Below are 21059 nucleotides of genomic sequence, written 5' to 3'. Positions count from 1 at the left end.
GGCGACACCGACGCTGGCTTCGCAGGGGCGATTACGGCGCGTGCGCGCCGCTGCCGCGGGCGTAGCCGAGAACGATGGCATCCCCGGCCGACAAGAGCGCTGGATCGGGCTTCAAGCTCCGCGCCGTGGCGACGGTCGCGGCGAAACCATCGCGCAGGCCCACGAGACGCTGCACGCGCGCCTTTTGCGCGAACAAGGGCATCTTGCGTTGCGTGGTCATGGTCGGATCGCGCTCGGCCAAACCCAGCGCGGTGTCGATACTGACCAATGCATCGGCCGAGCGTCCGCTCATGGCCAGCGCCTGCGAACGCAGCAGGCCGTTTTCCACCTGATAGCCCAGGTGCCCGCTGTCGGGGCCGGCGAACATCGTGCTGGCCCGGTTCAAGTCGAGCAGAGCGAGATCGGGCCGTTTGCGCGCCAGGTGGATTTCGACCCGGCGATGAAGCAGGCCGCCCATCGTCTCGTTGTTGGTGCCGGTATAGCGACCGAAGTTCTCGATCGCGCCGGCGATCAACGGTTCGGCTTCGTCGATCTTGCCCCGGTCGGTCAGCACCATGCCCAGGCGCAGCTGCACGGCGGCCAGAATCTGTATTTCCTGGTGGTTGCGATAATCCTTGAGGATGATCCGCAAGGCCTCGCGCAAATACCTTTCCGCCGCGTCGAAGTGCAGGCGCTTGTATTCGAGCGTGCCCAGCGAACTCAGCGTCCCGGCGACCTTGCGATGTTCGGGCCCGAGCACCGAGCGGTAGACGGACAATGCCTCCTGCAGTACGCGCTCGGATTCGTCGAACCGATCTGCCCACATCAAGAAGACGCCGTACGAGTCCAACGCCCGCGCTGTCTGATCGTGGGGTCGCCCGTGGATGCGCCGCCTGAGCTCGATTCCCTCCAAGTGCAGCGCTTCGCTTCCAGCCAGATCGTCGGAGTTCTCCTTGGCTTCGGCCAGATACTTGATCATCTGGGCGAACTCTCGATCCCGCGGAATTTTCAGCGCCCGCCAGCGACGGACGATCGGCTCAAGCGCATCGCGACCTTCCTTATAACGGCGCGCGACCGAAAGAATCTGGCCGCGCATCGACTCGGCTTTGAGCAGATCCATGGAGTCGGAAGGAAACAATCTGCGCGCCTTGGTTGTGGCCTCGTCGGCAATGGCGAGCGAACGGTCGACTTCGCCGGCGAGCAGCAGATTGGAAGCGTATTGGGCCAAGCCGTCGATGGATTCGGTGGACTCCCACGAACGTAACGCCGGCAACAGGGTTTCGAGCAGCTTCCCGGATTCGACCGTGCGGCCTGTCGCCTGCATGACGACCGCGCGCAGAACCATCGCATTGAGCAGAACCGGCGCGCGGTCGTCGAGTCCGATCTTGCGGCCGGAGGCGATCGATTCCGCCAGGAGGGTGTCGGCGTGCGTGTAGTCGCCGATGCTGTAGCTGATCCGGCCGAGTGTGCCGAGCAGTTCCACGCGCAGTTCCGGGTCGATCTCCCGGTTCGCGCGCAGACGCTCGACCGCCTTGGCGACCAGGATATCGGGAGTCGGACGCTGGTTGGCCGGCAGTTGCGCTTCGTTGGCGTCCAGCAGTTCGATCATGAAATCGCGGGCGGCGTTGGCGCGTTGCGCCTGACGCTCGGCCAATCTTGCTTGCCACACCGCGGTTGCGGTGAATCCTGCGATCGCCAGCAACGAGAGCGAGGCGACCGCCACCAGGCTGCGATTGCGCCGGACAAACTTGCTGGAGCGGTACCACAGCGACGGCGCGCGCGCGGCGATCGGCTGATCGCGCAGGTAACGATCGATATCGTCGGCCAGCTCGCCGGCCGAGGCATAACGTTGCGTCGGCTCGGCGGCAAGCGCCTTGCCCAGAATGACCGCCAGTTCGCCCTGCGGTCTGGCCCGGGCGGGCGAGCCGGCGAGCGTGCGTTGCTGAGGTCCGCGCAGCGCCGCATGCGGGCCGGTATCCAGCGGCCGGACGCCCAGCAGCAGTTCGTGCATGACCACGCCGAGGGAATAGACGTCGGTGGCGGTGGTGATGGGACCGCCATCGAACTGCTCCGGCGCGGCGTATGCGGGGGTCAGGCCGGTGAATACGGTCGGCGCGCCTGGGGACGGCGCGTCGTCGTCATCGAGCAGTTTGGCCACGCCGAAATCCAACAGCTTCAACTCGCCCTCGGTATTGACCATGATGTTCGATGGCTTGATGTCGCGATGCACGATCAGCGCGTTGTGAGCGGCTTGAGCGGCTCGACAGACACTCGCGATCAAACGCAGGCGCGCGCGCAGATCCAGGCCAGCGCGTTCGGCATGGCTAAACATCGGCTCGCCGTCCACATATTCCATCGCCAGATACGCGATCCCGGCTTCGCTCACGCCGCCGTCGATCAAACGGGCGATGTTGGGATGCGACAGCGCGGCCAACGCTTGCCGTTCGCGCCGGAACAAACGCTGCTCGATCGCCGAGAACAGGCCACGCCGAAGCAGCTTCACCGCCACACGTTGGCGGAAGTCTGCGTCTTCGCGTTCCCCCAGGAACACCGCGGCCATTCCGCCTTGTCCCAACAGCCCGATCAAGCGGAATGGACCGATACGGCTTCCGATCAGCGAATCGGGTTCGATGACATCCTCGGCTTCCGTCAGTGTGCGCATGGAATCGTCGAGCGGATAGTCGAGCAGACCCGCGCGATCCTCGCCATCGAGCAGGAGCAACACGCTGCGCAGCACGCGCGAGTCCTGGCAGTGGTGCCTGAGCCACTGCCGCCGGATATCGGGGGATTGTTCCATCGCGGCTTCGAACCAGCCGCGCGTCGGAGAAATCGAAGTAGTGCTCATGTCGGACTCCTGTCCACGCGCAATGCCATGTACCACGGCACCGTCGGTTGCCGCGGCAACCGACGCAGAACGCCATGACCAATCAGCCGCTCAGTCGCGCTTGTAGCCAAGCGCGCGCATACCGCCAATCGCGGTGCACGGTGCGCTCGCTGCGTTCCAAGAGCGAGGCGATCTGGCCGAAGGGCATGCCGGCAAAGTAGTGCAGCTCGACCACCTCGGCGGCGCGTGGGTCGTGATCGCTCAACTGACGCAGCACTTGATCGAGTTCGAGCAGATGACGCGGGTCGATCGCACCACCGTCGAGCAGGGCGTCGTCGAACTCGACTTGGCGGCAGTCGCCGCCATGTTTGAGGCGGCTGCGTTCGCGCGCGCGATCGATTAGCAGATGACGCATGGCCCGTGCAGCGTACGCGTAGAACTGGCGCGTCCGATCGAAACGTTGGGGGCCGCGATGAAGCTGCAGATAGAGCTCGTGGACCAGGGAGGTCGTGTTCAGGGTCTGGCCGTCGCGCAGACAGCGCTGGCGATGGGCCAGACGGCGCAGTTCCTGGTAAGTGAGGGCGAACAACGAGTCGATCGAGACGGCCGGTGTCGGCTCGGCCAGGGTTTCCGGGCTCATGGCCATATCCTTATGGACGCAATGAAGGTGCTGTAGCGAACGTGAAACTTGGCCGGGGCAGGACACGGCGGCGCCAAAATTTACTTGGCGGGGCTGCTGACGGACAATGCCGCCTGTTCAGATTCTAGAAAGGCAATGTTGATGCGTTGGCGCTTGCTGTGCTCGCTCCCTTTATGTGCTGTCCTCCTGCTGACCAGCGGCTGCGCCGTAGTCAAAGTCAAAGAGCGCGGTTTCGGCGAGGTCGCCGCCGAGCGCAATCTCGACGCGCTCAACGGCGGCAAGCTCAGTACCTCGGCGGCGACCGCGCTCGGCTCGGCGGGGTTGGACCCGGAGCAATGCGCGCGCGAGCCTGCGCCGTGCATCGAGCAGTTGCGCAAGTTCGCATCGGTCGAAGATTGGCTGGCCACCGCGTCGGAGCTGCAGTTGCTGCGCATGAACGCTGCGCCGGCCACGGTCAGCAAGGCCGCGGAGAGCGCGGGGTTGTCCAAGCGCAAAGCCGCCGCCGCGGTCGCCCCGGCCGCGCAGGCGCAGACGCAGCGCGCGATCGCGACCCAAGTCGCCTCCGATGAACGCACCCGCGCCGCGGTCGAAACCGCGCGCTATGCCTACGCCTATCTGTTCCTGACCCCGCGCACGCCCGAGCAGCGTGTGTTCGAAGCGCGTCAGGAGCGGGTGCTGCAGTACTACAACCGCGCCGTCGATGCGGTCGCGCAGGCCGCGTTCGAAGCCAGCCGCGGACAGGTCGGCGCTACGCCGCTGCAGGTGGGCGGGATGAATCTGCGCATCGGCTTGCACGGCTATGAAGCGTCCGAAATCAGCCAGCAACCCGAGGCCTTGCTCGCCTCGGATACGTTGGGATTCGATAATCTGCGTGCGGTGTATCGACGCGATGGATTCGGCACCGGTCTGGTCGCGGTGTTTCCGCGCCGCGCGCGTACCGATCCCGACGCCGAGGACACGCCGTACCGCGATACGCGCTATCTGCCGGTGACGGCGACCTTGCGCTTCGCCGGCGACGACCTCGACGCGGTGCTGGGCGGCCGCGAGGCCAGCATGGACGTCTACAACCCCTACCGCATCGAGAGCGAGACCATCGCCGGACGCCAGGTGCCGTTGGCGGCGAACTATTCGGCGGCCTACGGCATTTGGCTGGCGCGCTCGGAGCTGGCCCGTTTGAGCCTGAGCAGTCTGCTGCGACCCAAGCAGGCACGCGCGTTCAAGCCGCGGATCTATCTCAATCAGCCTTACGATCCGAACAAGCGGGTAATTGTGCTGGTGCACGGTCTGGCCAGCAGTCCGGAAGCCTGGGTCAATCTGGCCAACGAAATCCTCGGCGATGAAACCCTGCGCAAGCGTTATCAGCTGTGGCAGGTGTTCTATCCGACCAACATCGGCATCTTGTCCAATCGCGCGGCGATCGCTTCGGCGCTGACTCAGACCTTCCAGCATTACGACCCCGAAGGCGACGACGTCGCCAGTCACGATGCGGTCTTGGTGGGCCACAGCATGGGCGGCGTGATTTCGCGACTGTTGGTCAGCGACAGCGGCGAGCGGGTGCTCGACGAAACCCTGGGCATGTTCGATCCGTCGGTGTCGCAGCGGCTGCGCCAGGAACCGATGGTGCGCGAGTTGACCGTGTTCGCACCGATGCCGCAGTTCCGCCGGGTGGTGTTCCTGGCCTCGCCGCATCGCGGCGCGGTGGTCACCGACGGCTGGCCGCTGCGCATGGTGCGCAAGCTGATCCGCTTGCCGTTCGATGTGCTGCGCGATACCACGGAGTTGATCCAGCGCAGCCAGGTCAATCAGGACGAACTGCAGAAGATAGGTTTCCGCAAAGGCCGCCCGCCGACCGGGCCGGACGATCTGAGCCCGAATTCGTTGTTCATGCGCAGCACCGAGAATCTGCCGATCGAGGCCGGTCTGCCGTATCACACCATCGTCGGACAGCGCGACGCCAAGTTGCCGTTGCTGCAATCCAGCGACGGCGTGGTGCCGTATCCCAGCGCGCATCTGGACGGCGCGCTGTCGGAGAAGGTGATTACCTCCGGTCACAGCGTCCAGGAAACGCCGCAGGCGATTCTGGAGCTGCGGCGGATTTTGCGGATCGATATGGCCGAATACGAGCAGCGCGCCAAGCGGTAAGGCTCGGCGCGTTTTCGCCGGAGCGCTGTAGGAGCGGCACAAGCCGCGACCGCGACAATCCGGCTACGTCGAAGGTTTCGTCGCAACCGGATTGTCGCGGTCGCAGCTCGCGCAGCTCCTACACGCAGGTAGCGCGGATCAGTGGTGGCTGGTGGTGGAAATCCCGCCGCCCTTGCCGTCGGGCACCTGCATGATCACGTTCTGCATCATGCCCTGGTCCTCGTGTTCCAGGATGTGGCAGTGCAGGACATACTCGCCGATGTAACGCTGATACCGAGTGCGCACGAACAAGCGATAGCCGGCCTTGACGAACAGCGTGTCTTTCCAGGTGCCTTTGAGGTTGGCGTATTCCGGGTCGTCCTTGTCGCCGGTGACGCTGACGTCCACGCCCTGGGCGTTGAGAATGCGCGAGATCTGGAACGGGTTGACGTGGATATGGAAGGGATGGCCGCCGCGCTTGGAGCTCAGTTCCCATTCTTCGATGTTGCCCAGCACGAGCTGGCGCGTCTTGCCCTGGCCGTAGGGATGGCCGTCGACCATGTAGCGGCTGCCGTCGATGTTGAACTCCAAGGTCTGCGCGCCGGTGATTTCGCTGTCGGCGATGTCGGGATGCGGCACGAACGAATCCAGGCGGAAGTCGTTGCGCAGATCGCCGATGACCTTGGCGCGCATGTCGGCCGGCATATAGGCCTGCGCGGCATTGCCCAGGCTCTGGATCAGGAACGCGCGGATGTCGGTGATCGGCGCGATGCCGCCGGCGGCGACGTCGGCGATGCCGAGCAACTGGCGGTCTTCGGCGGCGTTGCTGATGCTGGCGCTGGCCGGCGCGGCGGCGTCGATCACGCAATATTTGCCGGGCTTGGGGAACACCATCGCCACATCGCTGCGATAGCCGGGCTGCAGGATGTTCTGCTGCTTGGCGATCGCCTGGGCGTGGGTCAGGCCGTCGGAAGCGATCTCGTACTGCGGTATCACCGCGCCGGTGCAGTTCTTGCCGACCCAGCTGTCGAGCGCCGCGCCGGACAGGCCCTTGATGCCCGGCGCGCTCGGGCGCAGCTCTCGTAACTGCAGGCTGATGGTGTCGCGCACGCCGGCATGCAGCAGACGCCAGCGTTCGATGCGGCCGGCGAGCAGCCCGTCGAAAGTCGGCAGCACGTCGCCGTTGATGCTGGTGTGGCGGCCGGACTGGACCCAGGTGTCGACCTTCGCGCCGGGCGCGAAACCGAACTGATCGTAGCCGTCGATGCCGCCGGTATCGTCCGGATCGCAGACCCAGGCGACGATTTCGCCGGCCTTGTTCTTTTCGACCTTGATCTGTTTGTCGGCGCCGCGGCAGGCATAAGCGACTTGCTGGAACAACAGCACGCGTTCGGGAATCGGCACGTTGTCCGGATTGCGCAGCAAGGTATCGATGTCGCCGTTGCGCCCAGGCGTGGGCAGGCGTTCGCCGCGCACCAGCAGCGCGCCGGCCATGCCGCTGGACACCTGCAACGCGGTCGAGCCATGCAGATGCGGGTGATACCAGAACGTGCCGGCCGGATGATCGGCGGGCAGGTTGTATTCGTATTCGAACTTCACCCCGGGTTTCAAGGTGATCAGCACGTTATCGCTGTTGCCGGTCGGGCTGACCCACAGGCCATGCGAATGCAGGTTGGTGGAGTTGAAGCAATGCGGGACGTTGATGTCTTTTGGGTGGCAGTCCGGCTCCGGTTCGAGTTGATTGTCGAGGCGGATGCGCACGGTTTCGCCGGGCGAGGTCACGATGGTCGGCGCGACGAAGGGCACGTCGGGGTTGGTGCCCGGACTTTGGTAAGAGCGCAGCTTGACCTGATCGTAGCGCTGCTCGCGCGGATTCCAGATGCGCGAGGTGGTCATCGCGATGCGCAAGTCGAGTGTGGCTTCGCGCGTGTCCAAGCGCTCGGCGCCGCTGCCGGTGAGCGCTGTCAGCGGTTCGGGTGCGTCTTCCGAGCGCAGCATGCGCGCAAGCACCGGTTGCTCCAGCGCGCGCAGCGCCGGCTTGGGCGTGGCGGCGTCTTGGGCGAGCGCTGCATGCGGCGCGGCGGCGAACACGCAGGCGACGGCGATGGCCGTCAGCGGTGCGCGCGAGCGATGGCGGCGCGAATAGGCGGCGGGCTTCGGAGGTGGACGTTCCATGCTGGGCTCCTGTGGATTGGATGAAGTGCGGGAACGGCACTGAGGATTCGGCGGACGCGCACGGCGCGCAGCTGCGCGCGCGCCGCGGCATGCGGCTGCGTTATGGCGGAATGTCGTTGGCCCCTGTTGCCCGTCGTTGGCGGCCGTGTTCGCGCTGATCTGCGCAACGGCCACTGCGGCGGTGCTGCATGTGTGGCGATCCAACGGCAGGCCAGGCGGTCGTGCGAATCGCCATGCGATCGCGCTGCGCGTGCCGTCGGATCGGCATCGAGAACGGCGTCTCCCCGGGAATCGGCGCGTTCGGTTGAACAACGGTGAAAGCCCGAGGGGCAGGCCAGAGGGACGGCTGCGAGTTCTGGCTAGGCCTGGGTTCGGGCCGTACCGCGAGCGGTGCGGGGTTCGACAGGTCGCCAGCGACTGGAGGGCGGCGCTGCGGGCGTCGACCCGGGCGGGTCGTTGCCTGCTCGATCGGCCGCCACGCCGACTTCGGCTTCCGGCGCAAATGGCGATCGGCTTTCCCTGTTCAGCTTTGTCGAAGGCCACGACCGCGAATCGCGCGAGGTCACACCGGCGATTTCGATGGCATCGGTAACAGCCTTGCCGTTATTAGCTTTGGACATATGCCTGGGATGGCCCATGCAAGCGTTTCAAATGAACTGACAAGTTCTGTTTTGCAGTGCAGCGTGCAAAGGGGATAACGGTTCCTTCACGATCGCCCCGCATCCCGACGTGGGGGAGGGAGCAAAGCCCGCTACCGGTTCTACCGGAAGCGGGCTTTTTTATTGGGCGGGATTTGGGTGATGTGATTTAGGTGGGGCCCAGGTGTGATTTGGGCGCGGTTTGAGTGGCGGTTCGCTATGCGCGGTTGGGTGTGTGCCGCTGCGTTGCGAGTTCCGCCGTGGTTGTGGGGGGCGGCTTACGCCGCTCCTACACCCAGCGACTGTAGGAGCGGCGCAAGCCGCGACCACGCCATCCCATCAACGACGAAACTCCAGCGCGATTGCGTCATCGCACTCGCCATGCGCAGCCGACATGATGCCGCGATCGACGGCCACCACCGGCATGCGATCATCCGCGCATGTCCGCATCCGCGCCCTCGCATTCTTCTCTCGACCGCAACGCGTTCGAATCCGCGTTCGCCGAACGCGCCCTCGCCCGGCTGCGCGCGGCTTCGCCGCAGACGCTCGGTGCGCTGGAAGATCCCTCGCTGGCCGCGCGGGTCGCGCGCGTGGCCTTGGTCAGCGATTTCGCCATCGATACGCTCGCGCGCCAGCCCGATTTGCTGCTCGCGCTCGCCGCCGACGATGGCGCCGCGCCGTTGCCGCCGCCGTCGCTCGAACCGGAACAGCGCGGCGAGTGGGGCACGCGTCTGCGCCGCTATCGCAGCGCCGGTTCGACTCGGTTGATCTGGCGCGACGTGCTCGGCCTGGACAGTGTCGAAGACACGCTGCAAGGCAGCACCCATCTCGCCGAGGTCTGCCTGCAGATCGCGCTGCACGCGCTGGAAGACGAATTCGAGCGGCGCCACGGCGCGGTGCGCACGCGCGAGGGCGAGCGCGTGCGGCTGGTGGTGTTCGGCCTGGGCAAGCTCGGCGGCGCCGAACTCAACTTCAGTTCCGACGTGGATCTGGTCTACGCCTACGAGTCCGACGGCAGCACCGAATTCGACGGCCGCGATGCGGCGCGCGCGCTGGACGCGGAGGCGTATTTCGCCAAGCTCGGGCAGCAGCTCGCGCGTCTGCTCGACGAGATCACCGCCGAGGGTTTCTGTCATCGCGTGGATCTGCGCCTGCGGCCGTACGGCAATGCCGGCCGGGTGGCGTGGTCGTTCGCGGCGATGGAGCAGTACTTCCAGCGCGAAGGCCGCGATTGGGAACGTTACGCCTGGCAGAAAGCGCGGCCGGTGGCCGGCGACATCGAGGCCGGCGAACGCTTTCTGGAAGCGCTGCGGCCGTTCGTCTACCGGCGTTATCTGGATTTCGGCGCGCTCGACGGCCTGCGCGCGATGAAGGCGGCGATCAGCGCCGAGGTCGCGCGCAAGGAACTGGCCGACGACATCAAGCGCGGGCCGGGCGGGATCCGCGAAATCGAATTTCTGGTCCAGGCTCTGCAACTGATCCGCGGCGGCCGCGAAGCCGAACTGCGCGGCCGGCGTCTGTTGCCGGCCTTGCGCGAATTGGTGGCCCAGCGTCAGATCGGCGAAGACGCGGGCGAGACCTTGGCCGACGATTACCGTTATCTGCGCCGCCTGGAAAACCGCCTGCAGATGCTGCGCGACGCGCAAACCCATGCATTGCCCAGCGGCGATGGCGAACGCGCGCGCATCGCCGCCGGCCTGGGCTATGCCGATTGGGCGCAGTTGCTGGGCGAGCTGGAACAAAGGCGCGAGCGCATCACCGCCGAATTCGAAGCGCTGCTGGCGCCGCGCCGCCGCCGCGCCGCGCCCGACGCCTTGACCGCGTACTGGCGCGCGCTGCCCGAATCCGGCGCGGCCGACACTTTGGCCGATGCCGGCTTCGAAGCCGCGGCCGATGCCGATGCGGCGTTGCGCGATTTCGCCCGAAGCCCCGGCGTGCGGGGGCTGTCTGATGCGGTGCGCGCGCGCCTGGACCGGGTGTTGCCGGCGCTGCTGCAGGGCGCGGCGGCTTCCTCGCAGCCGATGCTGGCGCTCAAGCGCTTGTTGGCGCTGCTGCACAACGTGCTGCGGCGCAGTGCGTATCTGGCCTTGCTCGACGAACAACCCGCGGCGCTGTCGCGGCTGATCGAGGTGGTCTCGCGCAGCGCGCTGCTGGCCGAACGCCTGGCCTCGCATCCGCTGCTGCTCGACGAGTTGCTCGATGCGCGCGTGGTCGGCCCGCTGCCGGGGCGCGACGAGTTGCTGGCCGCCTGCGCCGAGGTCGATGGCGGCGACGACACCGAAGCCAGTCTGCAGGCGCTCAACGAAGTGCGGCAGTCACTGAGTTTTCGCATCGCGATGGCGCTGCGCGACGGCCGCCAGTCGGCCGAGGACAGCGCGCGCCAGCTCGCCTGGCTGGCCGACGGGGTGGTCATGCGGGTGCTGGCGATGGCCGAACAGGAAGTGGCCGCCGCGTACGGCCGGGTGCCGGGTGCGCGCTTCGCCGTGCTCGGCTACGGCAGCCTCGGCGGCGAGGAACTGGGCTTCGGCTCGGATCTGGATCTGGTGTTTTTGTACGACGCGCCGGCGGTGGAGGGCGGCGCGTCTTCCGACGGCGCGCGCGCCCTGGACGCGCCGCGTTGGTTCGCGCGTTTGGCGCAGAAGATCGTCGCCCTGCTCGGCGCGGTGACCGCGGCCGGGCGTTTGTTCGACGTCGACGTACGCTTGCGGCCGGACGGCGCCAAGGGGCTGCTGGTGTCGTCGCTGGCCAGTTTCAGCGAGTACCAGTACGAGCGCGCCTGGACCTGGGAGCATCAGGCGCTGGTGCGCGCGCGTTTCGTTGCCGGCGACGCCGATTTGAGCGAGCGTTTCGAACAGGTGCGCGCGCGCACGCTGACCCGAGCGCGCGAGGCCGACAAGCTGCGCGGCGATGTCGCGGTGATGCGCGCGCGCATGCAGGCCGAACTCGATCGCAGCGACGCGGCCTACTTCGATCTCAAGCAAGGCGAGGGTGGCTTGGTCGATCTGGAATTCCTGCTGCAGTACCTGGTGCTGCGCGATTCGGCGCGCGCACCGGCGCTGTTGGTGCCGCGCGATACGCCGGGCTTGATCGCCGCCGCGCAGACCGCCGCGTCGCTGTCTGCGGCGCAGATGCGGGATCTGCTTGCAGCGCATGCGGTGCTGCTGGCAGCGGGATTGGAATGCACGTTGGATCGAAGGCCGCGACGGGTGGTGGAGACCGATGCGATCGCTGCGGCGCGCGCGGCGATCGCATCGGCGACGCGCGAGACTGGCTTGCGAGCGCCGTCGTGAGGGCTGGTGCTGACAAATCCGCGAAGTCTCGTGGGAGGGGCTTTCAGGCCCGACGCTTTCCGATCCGACGCAGCGATCTCCAAGAAAAGCGTCGGGGCTGAAAGCCCCTCCTACAAAAGACCTCGTGGCGGCATGGCGATCTTTTGACCCGAAGCGAGCACAGGCGAATCACCATGATCGACGACACCGCCCGCGGCATGATCGCAGTCTGGATGGGCACCTCCACCCAGACGTTGGAAGCGTTCAACCGTTACACCGAAGGCATGGAATCGCCGGATTCCGATTGCCCCGCGCATCGCGATTTCGGCTGCGGCTTCATCGACTCGGATTTCTTCGTCGCCTACGGCACGGCCGACAACCGGATCGTTCCGGTCGAAGAACTGGTGCTTGAAGTCGGGACGTACTCGCTGGACACCGAGCGTGCGATCCTCGCGCGCTGCCACGAACTGGGCGTGACTCACGGCAACTCGCTGTATTTCTACGACCACTGCACCTTTCACGAGGAGCAAGCCGGGCGGCTGTACAACGAGTTGCGCTTCATCGGAAATTTCGCCAACGCAAAGCCTAAGCCGACGCGAGGTTAGACACGCGGGCTGGACGGTCGAGGCCGCTTACTCTCCTTTCTTGCTCAGATTGATGCACTGCTGCAGCAATCTTTCTACCTTGTCCGCGTTGTTGATCAGCGCGGCTTGTTCACTGACGGCTTGATAGCACGCGCTCGAATCTCGGTGCTGGTAGTACTTCGCCAACCCTTGCGAAATATTCTGCGAAGCGACCCCGGTGGCGAAGATCTTGCCCAGCGACACCGAGGCGCCCTTGGCGTCGGCGGAATTCTTGTTTTCGAAACTTCCGAACACCGAATAGGAGTCCTTCTTCAGCGCCAGCGCTTCGCGGGCGGCGGTGAGTTCGTTGCGGCGCTTGGCCAGCAGATCGGTTGCCCTGTCTTGCTCGGCGACGGTTTCGTTGCGCTTTCTTGTGGCGTTGGTCAGGTTGGGATCGGCCGCCAGATCCGCGGCTTCGCCGGCGCTCAACGCCAATCGCTCGATGTCGGAGATCTTCTTCTCGTTGGCGGCGTTGTCGAAACCGGTCGGCGGCGCGGTGCTTGCGGCGGGCCGCAGCGCGGTGAGTTTGATCAGATCGGCCTGGCGGGCGTTGTATTCGCTGTCTCGACGCGACAGGCTCTCCAGTCGTTTGTATTGCTCGCGTGCGTCGTCCGCGTCGGCGCTGGCGTCGCGGGCGCCGACCACCGCGGCGCCGAAGTCCTGTAGCGCCTTTTGATAGTTCTGCGCTTTCAAGTCGGCGTCGACGGATTCGTCCTGGCCGCCTCCGCTGGCGGTGCCGCCGATGATATGGACGCCGTTGATGGCGGGGCTGCATTCATAGCCGCCGTCCTTGGTCTGGCAGCGCTTTGATACGGCGACCGGAACGTACGCGGCGTCGACCAGCTTGACGCCCACGCTCATCGACAGTCCAGGTGTTTCGGTGGACGTTGTCGAAATATCCACTCCTACCGAAGTCTTGGACGAATAGACCAGAGGCGCTTGTTCCATGGTCGCGCAGCCACCCAGTACCAGCAGGACCGCGATGCAAGAGGCGGTGACGGTCTTCATTGTGCGAGTTCCCCTGTGTCAGTGCAGATGTCCGACGGCTTCACGCCGCCGCTGTCGAGTACCTCAAGCAAGCGTCGGGTCTGTTCGGGACTTTGGGCGATCAGGACGACCCGGCAATCGTCCGGACGCGGTGCGTAGAGCACGATTTGCGATTGCAGGCCCAGGCTCAGCGAGCGCGGCGCGGCGAACACGCCCAGGCCGCGGGTATGGATGGCCAGCGGCGACAGCGCATACGCCTGCACGCGCGTGCCGAACAATCCGCGCGTACGGATCGTGCCTTCGCGCGAGTAGACGGTAATGCTGGCGCAGCCGGACGCCGCCGCGATCAGGGCCAGCAGCAAGGCGCTTATGGAGGTACGCGCAGGCGCGGCATTCATTGCCGTCGTTCCCGGTCGGTTTCGGCGACGCTCCCCGTGCGCCGACACAGCTTCGCTGCTACGCCGGCGCGCAGGCCCCTGACGCAAGCGGCGCTCTGTCCCAGCTACTACGCAATGCGAGGGCCGCAACGGCCAGCGTCGTACGCGGCGATCAGTCCGCGAGTCGCAAGCGTTGCCGCACTTCCTGCGCCACCCGCGCCGTCTCGCGCAGCGGCGTCACCGGATACGGCAGCAACTGCTCGTCGAACGCGCGCGCGCGGCCCAGGCCGAGCAGGCTGTCGACGAAGCGGCGCGGGCGGCCGTCGACGCGCTCGCTGCCGAACACGAACACCGGCACGCGGGTGGCCGCGGCCTCGGAGAGCATGTTGACCGAGTCGGCGGTGCAGACGATGCGGTCGGCCCAGCCGAGCAGGCCGGGATAGGGATTGGTGCCTTCGCCGGGTTCGTACCACGACACCTTCGGCAACCGCGCCAGCCGCTCGCGCAAGCGTGCGCGGATCGCCGCCGGGGTGCGCCGCGAGGTGGTCGCCAGCAGACTGCCGCCTTCGCGTTCCAGCAAGATCTGCAGGTGTTCGGCCAAGGCGTCGAAGGCGGCCTGGTCGAAGTCGGCGTGCGCGCTGGAGCCGCCCAGCAGCAGCGCGGTGCGCGGCCCGGGCAGGGCGCCGAAGGCGGGGAAGGTCTTGCGCGCGCCGGCCAGCCACAGGTCGTCGACCGGGTGCAGGCTGCCGAGCAGGGTGATCACCGTGGCGCCGCTCAGGCCGTCGTGCTCGGGCGCGATCACCAAGTCCCAGTGGCCGGTGGCGATGCGCGGGTTGAGGATCTGCACGGTCTGGCAGGCCGGGCCGCGCAGCAGCCGGGTCGCCAGCGCGGCCTGGCGGCCGCAGCCGATCGCCAGCCGCGGCCGGGCCTGCAGGGCGCGCACGAAATCGGGGCCGAAGGCGTTGAGCGCGCCGGGCAGTTTGCGCGGCGACGTCCAGCGCCAGGGCGCGCGCGGGCTGAGGATCCAGTCGGTCGCCGGCCGGCCCAGGGCCTGGGCCAGCGCGCTGGCTTGGCGTTGGTTGCCGGCATGGCCGTCGGTCAATAACCAAGTTGCAGCAATGGAGTCAGTCTTCGCAGAAAGGCCGTTTCGTTGCACGGGTGCAGGTAATCCGTTCCGGGAGTGTCGGTTTTGCGGTCGCATCGAGACTCTACACTTCCGTCTCCCGACCACCTTGCCAAGCTTGGCAGCCCCACGGAGAAGACCATGTCCAAGGTTTTGAACGACGAAGCCCTCGATCAGCTGTTCCGCACCGCCCGCACCCATAACGTCCTGGGCGGCGAGGTCAGCGACGAGACGCTGCGTCAGCTTTACGACCTGGTGAAGTGGGGCCCGACCAGCGCCAACGGCTCGCCGGCCCGGTTCGTGTTCGTGAAGTCCAAGGACGCCAAGGAGAAGCTGCGCCCGGCCCTGTCGGAAGGCAATCTGGCCAAGACCCTGGCCGCGCCGGTCACGGTGATCGTCGCCCACGACCTGGAGTTCTACGAAAAGCTGCCCTACCTGTTCCCGCACGACGACGCGCGCAGTTGGTTCGCCGGCAAAGAAGCGGCGATCAACATCACCGCGTTCCGCAACGGCAGCCTGCAGGGCGCCTACCTGATCCTGGCCGCGCGCGCGCTGGGCCTGGACACCGGCGCGATGTCGGGCTTCGACAACGCCAAGGTCGACGAAGCCTTCTTCGCCGGCACCCAGATCAAGTCCAACTTCCTGATCAATCTCGGCGCCGGCGACCACGCCCAGTTGTTCCCGCGTTCGCCGCGCCTGCCGTTCGACGAGGCCGCGCGCATCGATTGATGCGTGCGCGCCGACCCGGTTCCGAGCGCGAGCGGATCGTCGTCCGCGCCCGTTGCGCCATAGTGGTTTCGCGTTGTGTTTCTACCCGCTGCGTCTAGTCATCCCATCCGATCGACCCTTTCGAGGAGCCCCACCATGAAGCGCATCCTGCTCGCCGCCGCCCTGGGCCTGGCGTTCGCCGGCACCGCCGTTGCCGCACCGCTGACCTACAAGATCGACCCCAACCACACCGACGTGATCGCCAGCTGGAGCCATTTCGGCTTCTCCAACCCGGTCGCGCATTTCGGCAAGGTCGACGGCAGCATCACCTACGATCCGGCCAAGCCGGCCGCCTCCAAGGTCGAGGTGACCATTCCGCTGGACGGCCTGGATTCGCACGTGGGCGATTTCGACGAGCACCTCAAGAGCGCGGATTTCTTCGACGCGGCCAAGTTCCCGACCATCACCTTCAAGAGCACCAAGGTCGAAGCGGCCGGCGAGAAGAAGCTCAAGGTGACCGGCGATCTGACCGTGCACGGCGTGACCAAGCCGACGGTGCTGGACGTGAACATCAACAAGATCGGCGAACAGCCGATGGCCAAGCGCGCCGCGGCCGGCTTCGACGCCACCGCCACGCTCAAGCGCAGCGATTTCGGCATCGGCAAGTACGTGCCCAACGTCAGCGACGAGATCAAGATCCGCATCACCACCGAAGCGATCGTGCCCAAGCCCTGAGCCGGCGACCGGTACGGTCAGTCGATCCAATCGGTAAACTGATGCGCGCATGATCATCGAACGTCCCTCCAGTGCACGCGGCCGCGTCCAGGCCGGTTGGCTCGACAGCCGCCACACGTTTTCCTTCGGCGGTTATTACGATCCGGCCTGGATGGGCTTCGGTTGTCTGCGCGTGATCAACGAAGACCGCGTCGATCCCGGCGCGGGCTTCGCCCCGCATCGCCACGCCAACATGGAAATCCTGAGCTACGTGCTCAGCGGCGGGTTGGCGCACAAGGACAGCAGCGGGGGCGGCGGCACCATCGGCCCGGGCGAGCTGCAGTGGATGAGCGCCGGTCACGGCGTGGAACACAGCGAATACAACGCGTCCAAGACCGAACCGGTGCATTTCCTGCAGATATGGGTCCAGCCCGATCGGCTCAATGCGCAACCGGCGTACGCGCAGCCCACGGCGGCCGAGACGAAGGACGGCGAGTTCGTATTGCGCGCCTCGCGCGATGGCGTTCACGGCGGCGTGCCGATCCGTCAGGACGTGAACCTGTATTCGCTGGCCCTGGGTCAGGGCAGTCGGGCGCGGCGGACGCTGGATCCCAAGCGCTTGTACTGGCTGCAGGTGGCGCAAGGCCGGATCGAGGCCAACGGCCGAGCTCTGGAGGCCGGCGATGCGCTGGGCTTCAGCGAGGAATCGGCGGAGTTGATCTTGACCGGCGCAGGCGAATCGCCCGCCGATGTGTTGTGGTTCGAATTGCCGCCGGCGCGCTGAGCGCATAGCGACCGGTGTAGGAGCGGCACAAGCCGCGACCGCGACATGCCGCCTGCGACGCAAGCGTAGGGCCTCGATTTAGACCTCGCCGTTACGACATAGGCGCGTTTCGCGGTCGCGGCTTGCGCCGCTCCTACACGGGGCGGTTGGGGCGGGCGGGCTCGCATGGCCCATGCCCGCGAAACCGGATCATCACCGAACCCCACGCCCACGCTGTTAAACTGCCACCCCGCGTCGCCACCCGTCGTCCCCCAATGACCACCGCAGCCAACGCCCATCCCACCCAGGCCAACGCCGACCAGCGCTACACCGTGACTCGCTCCGAGTTGCCGTTGAGCTGCCCGTTGCCGTCGATGGCGCTGTGGAACTCGCATCCGCGCGTGTACCTGCCGATCGAGGCCGAGCGCGAATGCCAGTGCCCGTACTGCGGCGCGCATTTCACCCTGGTCGACGACTGACCTTCCGCCATGGCATCGCTGCAGCCGACCCCCACGCGCCGGCTGACCGTGATGCAGCTGCTGCCGGCGCTGGAATCCGGCGGCGTGGAGCGTTCCACCCTGGAAGTCGCCGAAGCGCTGGTGGGCGCCGGCCATCGCGCGATCGTGGTCTCGGCCGGCGGCCGTCTAGTGCCCAGGCTGCTGGCCAGCGGCGCGGAACACATCGAACTGCCGATCGGGCGTAAATCGCCTTCGACCCTGCTGCACGCCTTCACGCTGCGCCGGTTGTGGGCCGAACAAGGCGTGGATCTGGTGCACGCGCGTTCGCGCCTGCCCGCCTGGGTCGGCCTGCTGGCCTGGCGCGGCATGAGCGAAGCCGCGCGGCCGCGCTGGGTCACCACCGTGCACGGTCTGAATTCGCCTTCGCGCTACAGCGCGGTGATGACCCGCGGCGAACGGGTGATCTGCGTCTCGCACACGGTGCGCGATTACGTGCTCCTACATTATCCCGACACCGAAGCCGACAAGCTGCGGATCATTCCGCGCGGAATCGATCCGGCGGCGTTCCCGCGCGCGCCCTGGCCCGACCGCGACGCGCGCGCCTGGGCCGCGGCGTCGCATCCGGTCTTGGGCGGCGACGGGCCCTTGCTGTTGCTGCCCGGTCGCGGCACGCGATTGAAAGGCCATGCCGACGGCCTGCAACTGTTGGCCGATCTGCGCGCCGGCGGCCGCGATGCGCGGCTGTGGCTGCCGGGCGCGCGCGAAGCCGGACGTGAGGCCTACATCGCCGAAATGGAACAGCTCGCCCAGCAACTCGGCGTCGCCGACGCGGTCGCCTTCACCGCGCCCACCGACGCGATCGCGCGCGCCTACGCGGCCAGCGATCTGGTGCTGCAACTCTCGCGCAAGCCCGAGGCGTTCGGCCGCACCGTGGTCGAGGCGCTGGCGTGCGGGCGGCCGGTGCTGGGCTGGAATCACGGCGGCGTCGGCGAACTGCTGACGCAGTTGCAGCCGGGCGGCGCGGTCGCCCCGTTCGATGCGCAGGCCGCGCACAGCGCGGCTTGCGAATTGCTAACGCAAGCTCCGCCGGCAGTCGATACGATGGGGTTTTCCCTGCAGGCGATGCAGGAGGCCACGCTTGCCGTCTATGCCGAACTCCTCGACGTCACCTCAAGCTAGCGCGGCCGGCGCGGGTTCGCCGCTGGCCGACGTCGCCGGCGAGGGTCCGCGCGCGCCGTCGCTGCGGCCGCCGGAGATCGTCGGCTGGCGCTGGGCGCCGGTCTGGGTGCTGGCCTACGTCGCGCTGTTGTTCGCGCCAGGCGTCGCCGAAGCGGTACTCAGCCTGGGCGCGGTGACCATGCTGGTGAAGCTGGTGCTGCAGCGCTTCAACACCGGCGCGCGCTTGCTCAGCGATCCGGCCTGGGCGTTGACCAGCGTGCTGTTCGCGGCCTACTGGCTGCCGGAGCTGATCTCGGCGATCGATGCGGTCGATCCGGGCCGCGCCTTGCGCGAAGCCGCGGTGGATCTGCGCTATCTGCCGTTCCTGTGGTTGGTCGCCGCAGCGGTGGCTTCGCCGCAAGGACGGCGCACGACCTTCGGCGGATTGGCGATCATCATCTCGGTGTGGACGGTGGATGCGCTGCTGCAGGGCATCAGCGGCACCAGCCCTTTGTTCTTCGCGATCGATTCGCTCAAGCGTTCGATCAGCGACCACGGCATGTGCAGCGCGGCCGAGATGGCGATGGTCGATCGGCTCGGCGGCATTCTGGGACCGTGCAATCTCAAGCTCGGTCAGGTGATCGCGAGTTTCTCGCCGTTCGTGCTGTACGCGGCCGCGCGGCGTTACGGCGTGGGCGGTTGGCTGACGGCGGCCGCGGCGGTCGGCATCGTGGTGGTGCTGGCCGGTTCGCGCGCGTCATGGATCACTTTCGCGCTGGTGTTGCTGCTCTCGGGCTGGCGCTTGCTCGGAGTCAAACGCCTGCTGGTGTTGTTCGCTTCGGCGCTGCTGGCCTTGGTGGTGCTGAATCTGACCTCGGCGCAAGTGCACGATCGGTTGGTGCGCACCGCGCAGATCGTCAGCGCGGATCTGGCCGGGGTGGATACGGCGTTGTCGGGACGCACGCGGATTTGGCGCGCGGCCACCTGCATGGTCGCCGAGCATCCGGTCAACGGCGTGGGCGCGCGCGGTTTCCGCGAGGCCTTCCCGGCCTGCGATCCGCAACCGGGCGTGACCACGTCCTGGGGCGAGGGGCCGGCCTTGCACGCGCATCAACTGCTGCTGGAAGTGCTCAGCGAAACCGGTGCGTTCGGCCTGCTGATGTGGCTGGCCGGCGCGGCGTTGGCCTGGCGCGCGTGGATCTTCGCCGACACGCTCGCGCGCGAGCGGGCGCGGCCGGCGATGTTGGCCTTGCTGGTGACGGTGTTCCCGTTCAACACCCACCTGGCGTTTTATTCGACTTTCTGGGGCGGGCTGACCCTGTTGCTGGCGGCGTTGTACGCCGGCAGTCTGCTGGCGCAGTCGGCGGTGGAGGGCACGCGGGTCGATAGTCGCTGAAACTCCCTGTAGGAGCGGCGCAAGCCGCGACCGCGACATCACACCTGCGAGGTAAATGCGATGTCGCGGTCGCGGCTTGCGCCGCTCCTACAGGAGGCTACCGTGACTTTCGAAGTCAGGGTCGTTTCTTGTACGGCGAAACCAGACCGGGCGGTCGGCGCTTGAAGCGGCGGTGGATCCACAGGTATTGGGTCGGCGCTTCGCGCACCATGCTCTCGATCTGTGCGTTGACGCGGGCGCTGTCGGTGGTCGCGTCGTCGGACGGAAATTCCGTCAACGGCGCGCCGATGCGCAGGATGTAGTCGGCGCCTTCGCGGCGATGGAAGAACGGCACCACCGCGCAACCGCTGAGGCGGGCGAATTGATGGGTCGCGGTGATCGTTGCCGCGGGCACGCCGAAGAACGGCGCGAACACGGTGTCCTTGCCGCGCATGTCCTGATCGGGCGCGTACCACAGAAAGCCGCCTTGCTTGAGGTGGCGCATCGCCGGACGGATTTCCTCGTTGGTGAACATGGCGCGGGCATAGCGCAGGCGGCCGCGCTTGACCGCCCATTCCATGACCGGATTGCGATGCTTGCGGTACATGCCGGCCAACGGCAATTGGTCGCACATCAGCCGGCCGCACATCTCCAGGGTCATGAAGTGGCCCGAGATCATCAGTACGCCGCGCCCGGCGGCGCGCATTTCATCGAGCAGTTCCACGCCCTCGATCCGCACCGTGCGCCGCATCGGCGTCACCTCGCCCCACCAGGCGCGGGCGAACTCGAAGAAGCCGATGCCCAGGTCGCGGAAGCTCTCGCGCAGCAGGACTTCGCGTTCGGCCTCGCTTTTCTCGGGGAAACACAGCTTCAGGTTGATCCGCGCCGCGCGCCGGCGCTGGCTCGCCGCGCGCAACGCGAACGCGCCGATCCAGCCGCCGAGCAGGCGCTGCAGGCCCCAGGGCAGGCGTGCGCCGAAGCACATGCCGGCCAGCGCGAGCCACATCGGCCACAGGCGCGGCGAAAGCAGGGAGGGACGCGGGGGCAGGGCGGGTTCGGCCATGTCGCTAGTGTATTCGGTGATGCCGTGAATGCCTGCAGGGCATGAGAAATCGCCGTCTGCGGGA

16 protein-coding genes are annotated in these 21059 nt (G+C 66.9%); 9 read left to right on the top strand and 7 right to left on the bottom strand.

What is annotated here, in order from left to right:
• Positions 1-31 precede the first annotated feature (31 nt).
• The gene (locus ACTOWJ_RS09910) at positions 32-2824 is read right to left on the bottom strand and encodes a protein kinase domain-containing protein (RefSeq protein WP_441334442.1); all 2793 of its coding nucleotides are present in this window, start codon (positions 2822-2824) and stop codon (positions 32-34) included.
• An 82-nt stretch (positions 2825-2906) separates the two neighbouring features.
• Complete coding sequence (locus ACTOWJ_RS09905) at positions 2907-3443, bottom strand: ECF-type sigma factor (RefSeq protein WP_441334441.1); 537 nt, start codon at positions 3441-3443, stop codon at positions 2907-2909.
• A 141-nt stretch (positions 3444-3584) separates the two neighbouring features.
• Between ACTOWJ_RS09905 and ACTOWJ_RS09900 the strand changes: the two genes are divergently transcribed.
• Positions 3585-5585: an esterase/lipase family protein gene (locus ACTOWJ_RS09900; RefSeq protein WP_441334440.1), complete on the top strand. Its 2001-nt coding sequence runs from the start codon at positions 3585-3587 to the stop codon at positions 5583-5585.
• Positions 5586-5723: 138 nt separating this feature from the next.
• On the opposite strand, the gene ACTOWJ_RS09895 is transcribed toward ACTOWJ_RS09900, so the two are convergent.
• A complete protein-coding gene (locus ACTOWJ_RS09895; RefSeq protein ID WP_441334439.1) occupies positions 5724-7739 on the bottom strand; it encodes a multicopper oxidase family protein in 2016 nt (671 codons plus the stop codon).
• 1078 nt (positions 7740-8817) lie between these two features.
• Here ACTOWJ_RS09895 and glnE point away from each other — a divergent pair.
• Both glnE and ACTOWJ_RS09885 read left to right on the top strand, forming a co-directional pair.
• Positions 8818-11667 (top strand): bifunctional [glutamate--ammonia ligase]-adenylyl-L-tyrosine phosphorylase/[glutamate--ammonia-ligase] adenylyltransferase, encoded by a 2850-nt coding sequence (gene glnE, locus ACTOWJ_RS09890; protein WP_441334438.1) that lies wholly within the window; start codon positions 8818-8820, stop codon positions 11665-11667.
• Between the two features lie 173 nt (positions 11668-11840).
• Positions 11841-12251 carry a hypothetical protein gene (locus ACTOWJ_RS09885; RefSeq protein WP_441334437.1) on the top strand — a complete coding sequence of 137 codons (411 nt, stop codon included), beginning with the start codon at positions 11841-11843 and terminating at the stop codon, positions 12249-12251.
• A gap of 27 nt (positions 12252-12278) precedes the next feature.
• Here the strand turns inward: ACTOWJ_RS09885 and ACTOWJ_RS09880 are convergent, their stop codons facing one another.
• The 3 genes from ACTOWJ_RS09880 to ACTOWJ_RS09870 form a co-directional block, all read right to left on the bottom strand.
• Positions 12279-13277, bottom strand: a complete 999-nt coding sequence (locus ACTOWJ_RS09880) for a hypothetical protein (protein ID WP_441334436.1) — start codon at positions 13275-13277, stop codon at positions 12279-12281.
• The gene (locus ACTOWJ_RS09875) at positions 13274-13654 is read right to left on the bottom strand and encodes a hypothetical protein (RefSeq protein WP_441334435.1); all 381 of its coding nucleotides are present in this window, start codon (positions 13652-13654) and stop codon (positions 13274-13276) included. The genes ACTOWJ_RS09880 and ACTOWJ_RS09875 overlap by 4 nt, the downstream gene beginning before the upstream one ends.
• A 151-nt stretch (positions 13655-13805) precedes the next feature.
• Entirely contained in the window at positions 13806-14735 is a 930-nt protein-coding gene (locus ACTOWJ_RS09870) for a mitochondrial fission ELM1 family protein (protein ID WP_441334434.1), read from the bottom strand.
• A 162-nt stretch (positions 14736-14897) separates the two neighbouring features.
• Between ACTOWJ_RS09870 and ACTOWJ_RS09865 the strand changes: the two genes are divergently transcribed.
• The 6 genes from ACTOWJ_RS09865 to ACTOWJ_RS09840 all read left to right on the top strand — a co-directional run bounded on the left by ACTOWJ_RS09865 (position 14898) and on the right by ACTOWJ_RS09840 (position 19953).
• Complete coding sequence (locus ACTOWJ_RS09865) at positions 14898-15485, top strand: malonic semialdehyde reductase (protein ID WP_441334433.1); 588 nt, start codon at positions 14898-14900, stop codon at positions 15483-15485.
• Between the two features lie 135 nt (positions 15486-15620).
• On the top strand, positions 15621-16199 hold the full coding sequence (locus ACTOWJ_RS09860) for a YceI family protein (protein WP_441334432.1): 579 nt from the start codon (positions 15621-15623) through the stop codon (positions 16197-16199).
• Between the two features lie 49 nt (positions 16200-16248).
• Complete coding sequence (locus ACTOWJ_RS09855) at positions 16249-16962, top strand: pirin family protein (RefSeq protein WP_441334431.1); 714 nt, start codon at positions 16249-16251, stop codon at positions 16960-16962.
• 254 nt (positions 16963-17216) lie between these two features.
• Positions 17217-17420 carry a zinc-finger domain-containing protein gene (locus ACTOWJ_RS09850; protein ID WP_441334430.1) on the top strand — a complete coding sequence of 68 codons (204 nt, stop codon included), beginning with the start codon at positions 17217-17219 and terminating at the stop codon, positions 17418-17420.
• 9 nt (positions 17421-17429) lie between these two features.
• Positions 17430-18578, top strand: a complete 1149-nt coding sequence (locus tag ACTOWJ_RS09845; protein ID WP_441334429.1) for a glycosyltransferase family 4 protein — start codon at positions 17430-17432, stop codon at positions 18576-18578.
• Between the two features lie 22 nt (positions 18579-18600).
• On the top strand, positions 18601-19953 hold the full coding sequence (locus ACTOWJ_RS09840) for an O-antigen ligase family protein (RefSeq protein WP_441334737.1): 1353 nt from the start codon (positions 18601-18603) through the stop codon (positions 19951-19953).
• A gap of 115 nt (positions 19954-20068) precedes the next feature.
• Here the strand turns inward: ACTOWJ_RS09840 and lpxL are convergent, their stop codons facing one another.
• Positions 20069-20995 carry an LpxL/LpxP family Kdo(2)-lipid IV(A) lauroyl/palmitoleoyl acyltransferase gene (gene lpxL, locus ACTOWJ_RS09835; RefSeq protein WP_441334428.1) on the bottom strand — a complete coding sequence of 309 codons (927 nt, stop codon included), beginning with the start codon at positions 20993-20995 and terminating at the stop codon, positions 20069-20071.
• Positions 20996-21059: the final 64 nt, after the last annotated feature.

It is taken from the genome of Lysobacter sp. CA199 (assembly GCF_052078715.1).
Lineage (GTDB): Bacteria > Pseudomonadota > Gammaproteobacteria > Xanthomonadales > Xanthomonadaceae > Lysobacter.
This window is presented reverse-complemented; position numbering and strand designations above follow the sequence as displayed.

Coding starts and splice junctions, on each gene's coding strand:
- ACTOWJ_RS09910 (WP_441334442.1), bottom strand. CDS start 2,824: ATGAGCACTACTTCGATTTCTCCGACGCGCGGCTGGTTCGAAGCCGCG.
- ACTOWJ_RS09905 (WP_441334441.1), bottom strand. CDS start 3,443: ATGAGCCCGGAAACCCTGGCCGAGCCGACACCGGCCGTCTCGATCGAC.
- ACTOWJ_RS09900 (WP_441334440.1), top strand. CDS start 3,585: ATGCGTTGGCGCTTGCTGTGCTCGCTCCCTTTATGTGCTGTCCTCCTG.
- ACTOWJ_RS09895 (WP_441334439.1), bottom strand. CDS start 7,739: ATGGAACGTCCACCTCCGAAGCCCGCCGCCTATTCGCGCCGCCATCGC.
- glnE (WP_441334438.1), top strand. CDS start 8,818: ATGTCCGCATCCGCGCCCTCGCATTCTTCTCTCGACCGCAACGCGTTC.
- ACTOWJ_RS09885 (WP_441334437.1), top strand. CDS start 11,841: ATGATCGACGACACCGCCCGCGGCATGATCGCAGTCTGGATGGGCACC.
- ACTOWJ_RS09880 (WP_441334436.1), bottom strand. CDS start 13,277: ATGAAGACCGTCACCGCCTCTTGCATCGCGGTCCTGCTGGTACTGGGT.
- ACTOWJ_RS09875 (WP_441334435.1), bottom strand. CDS start 13,654: ATGAATGCCGCGCCTGCGCGTACCTCCATAAGCGCCTTGCTGCTGGCC.
- ACTOWJ_RS09865 (WP_441334433.1), top strand. CDS start 14,898: ATGTCCAAGGTTTTGAACGACGAAGCCCTCGATCAGCTGTTCCGCACC.
- ACTOWJ_RS09860 (WP_441334432.1), top strand. CDS start 15,621: ATGAAGCGCATCCTGCTCGCCGCCGCCCTGGGCCTGGCGTTCGCCGGC.
- ACTOWJ_RS09855 (WP_441334431.1), top strand. CDS start 16,249: ATGATCATCGAACGTCCCTCCAGTGCACGCGGCCGCGTCCAGGCCGGT.
- ACTOWJ_RS09850 (WP_441334430.1), top strand. CDS start 17,217: ATGACCACCGCAGCCAACGCCCATCCCACCCAGGCCAACGCCGACCAG.
- ACTOWJ_RS09845 (WP_441334429.1), top strand. CDS start 17,430: ATGGCATCGCTGCAGCCGACCCCCACGCGCCGGCTGACCGTGATGCAG.
- lpxL (WP_441334428.1), bottom strand. CDS start 20,995: ATGGCCGAACCCGCCCTGCCCCCGCGTCCCTCCCTGCTTTCGCCGCGC.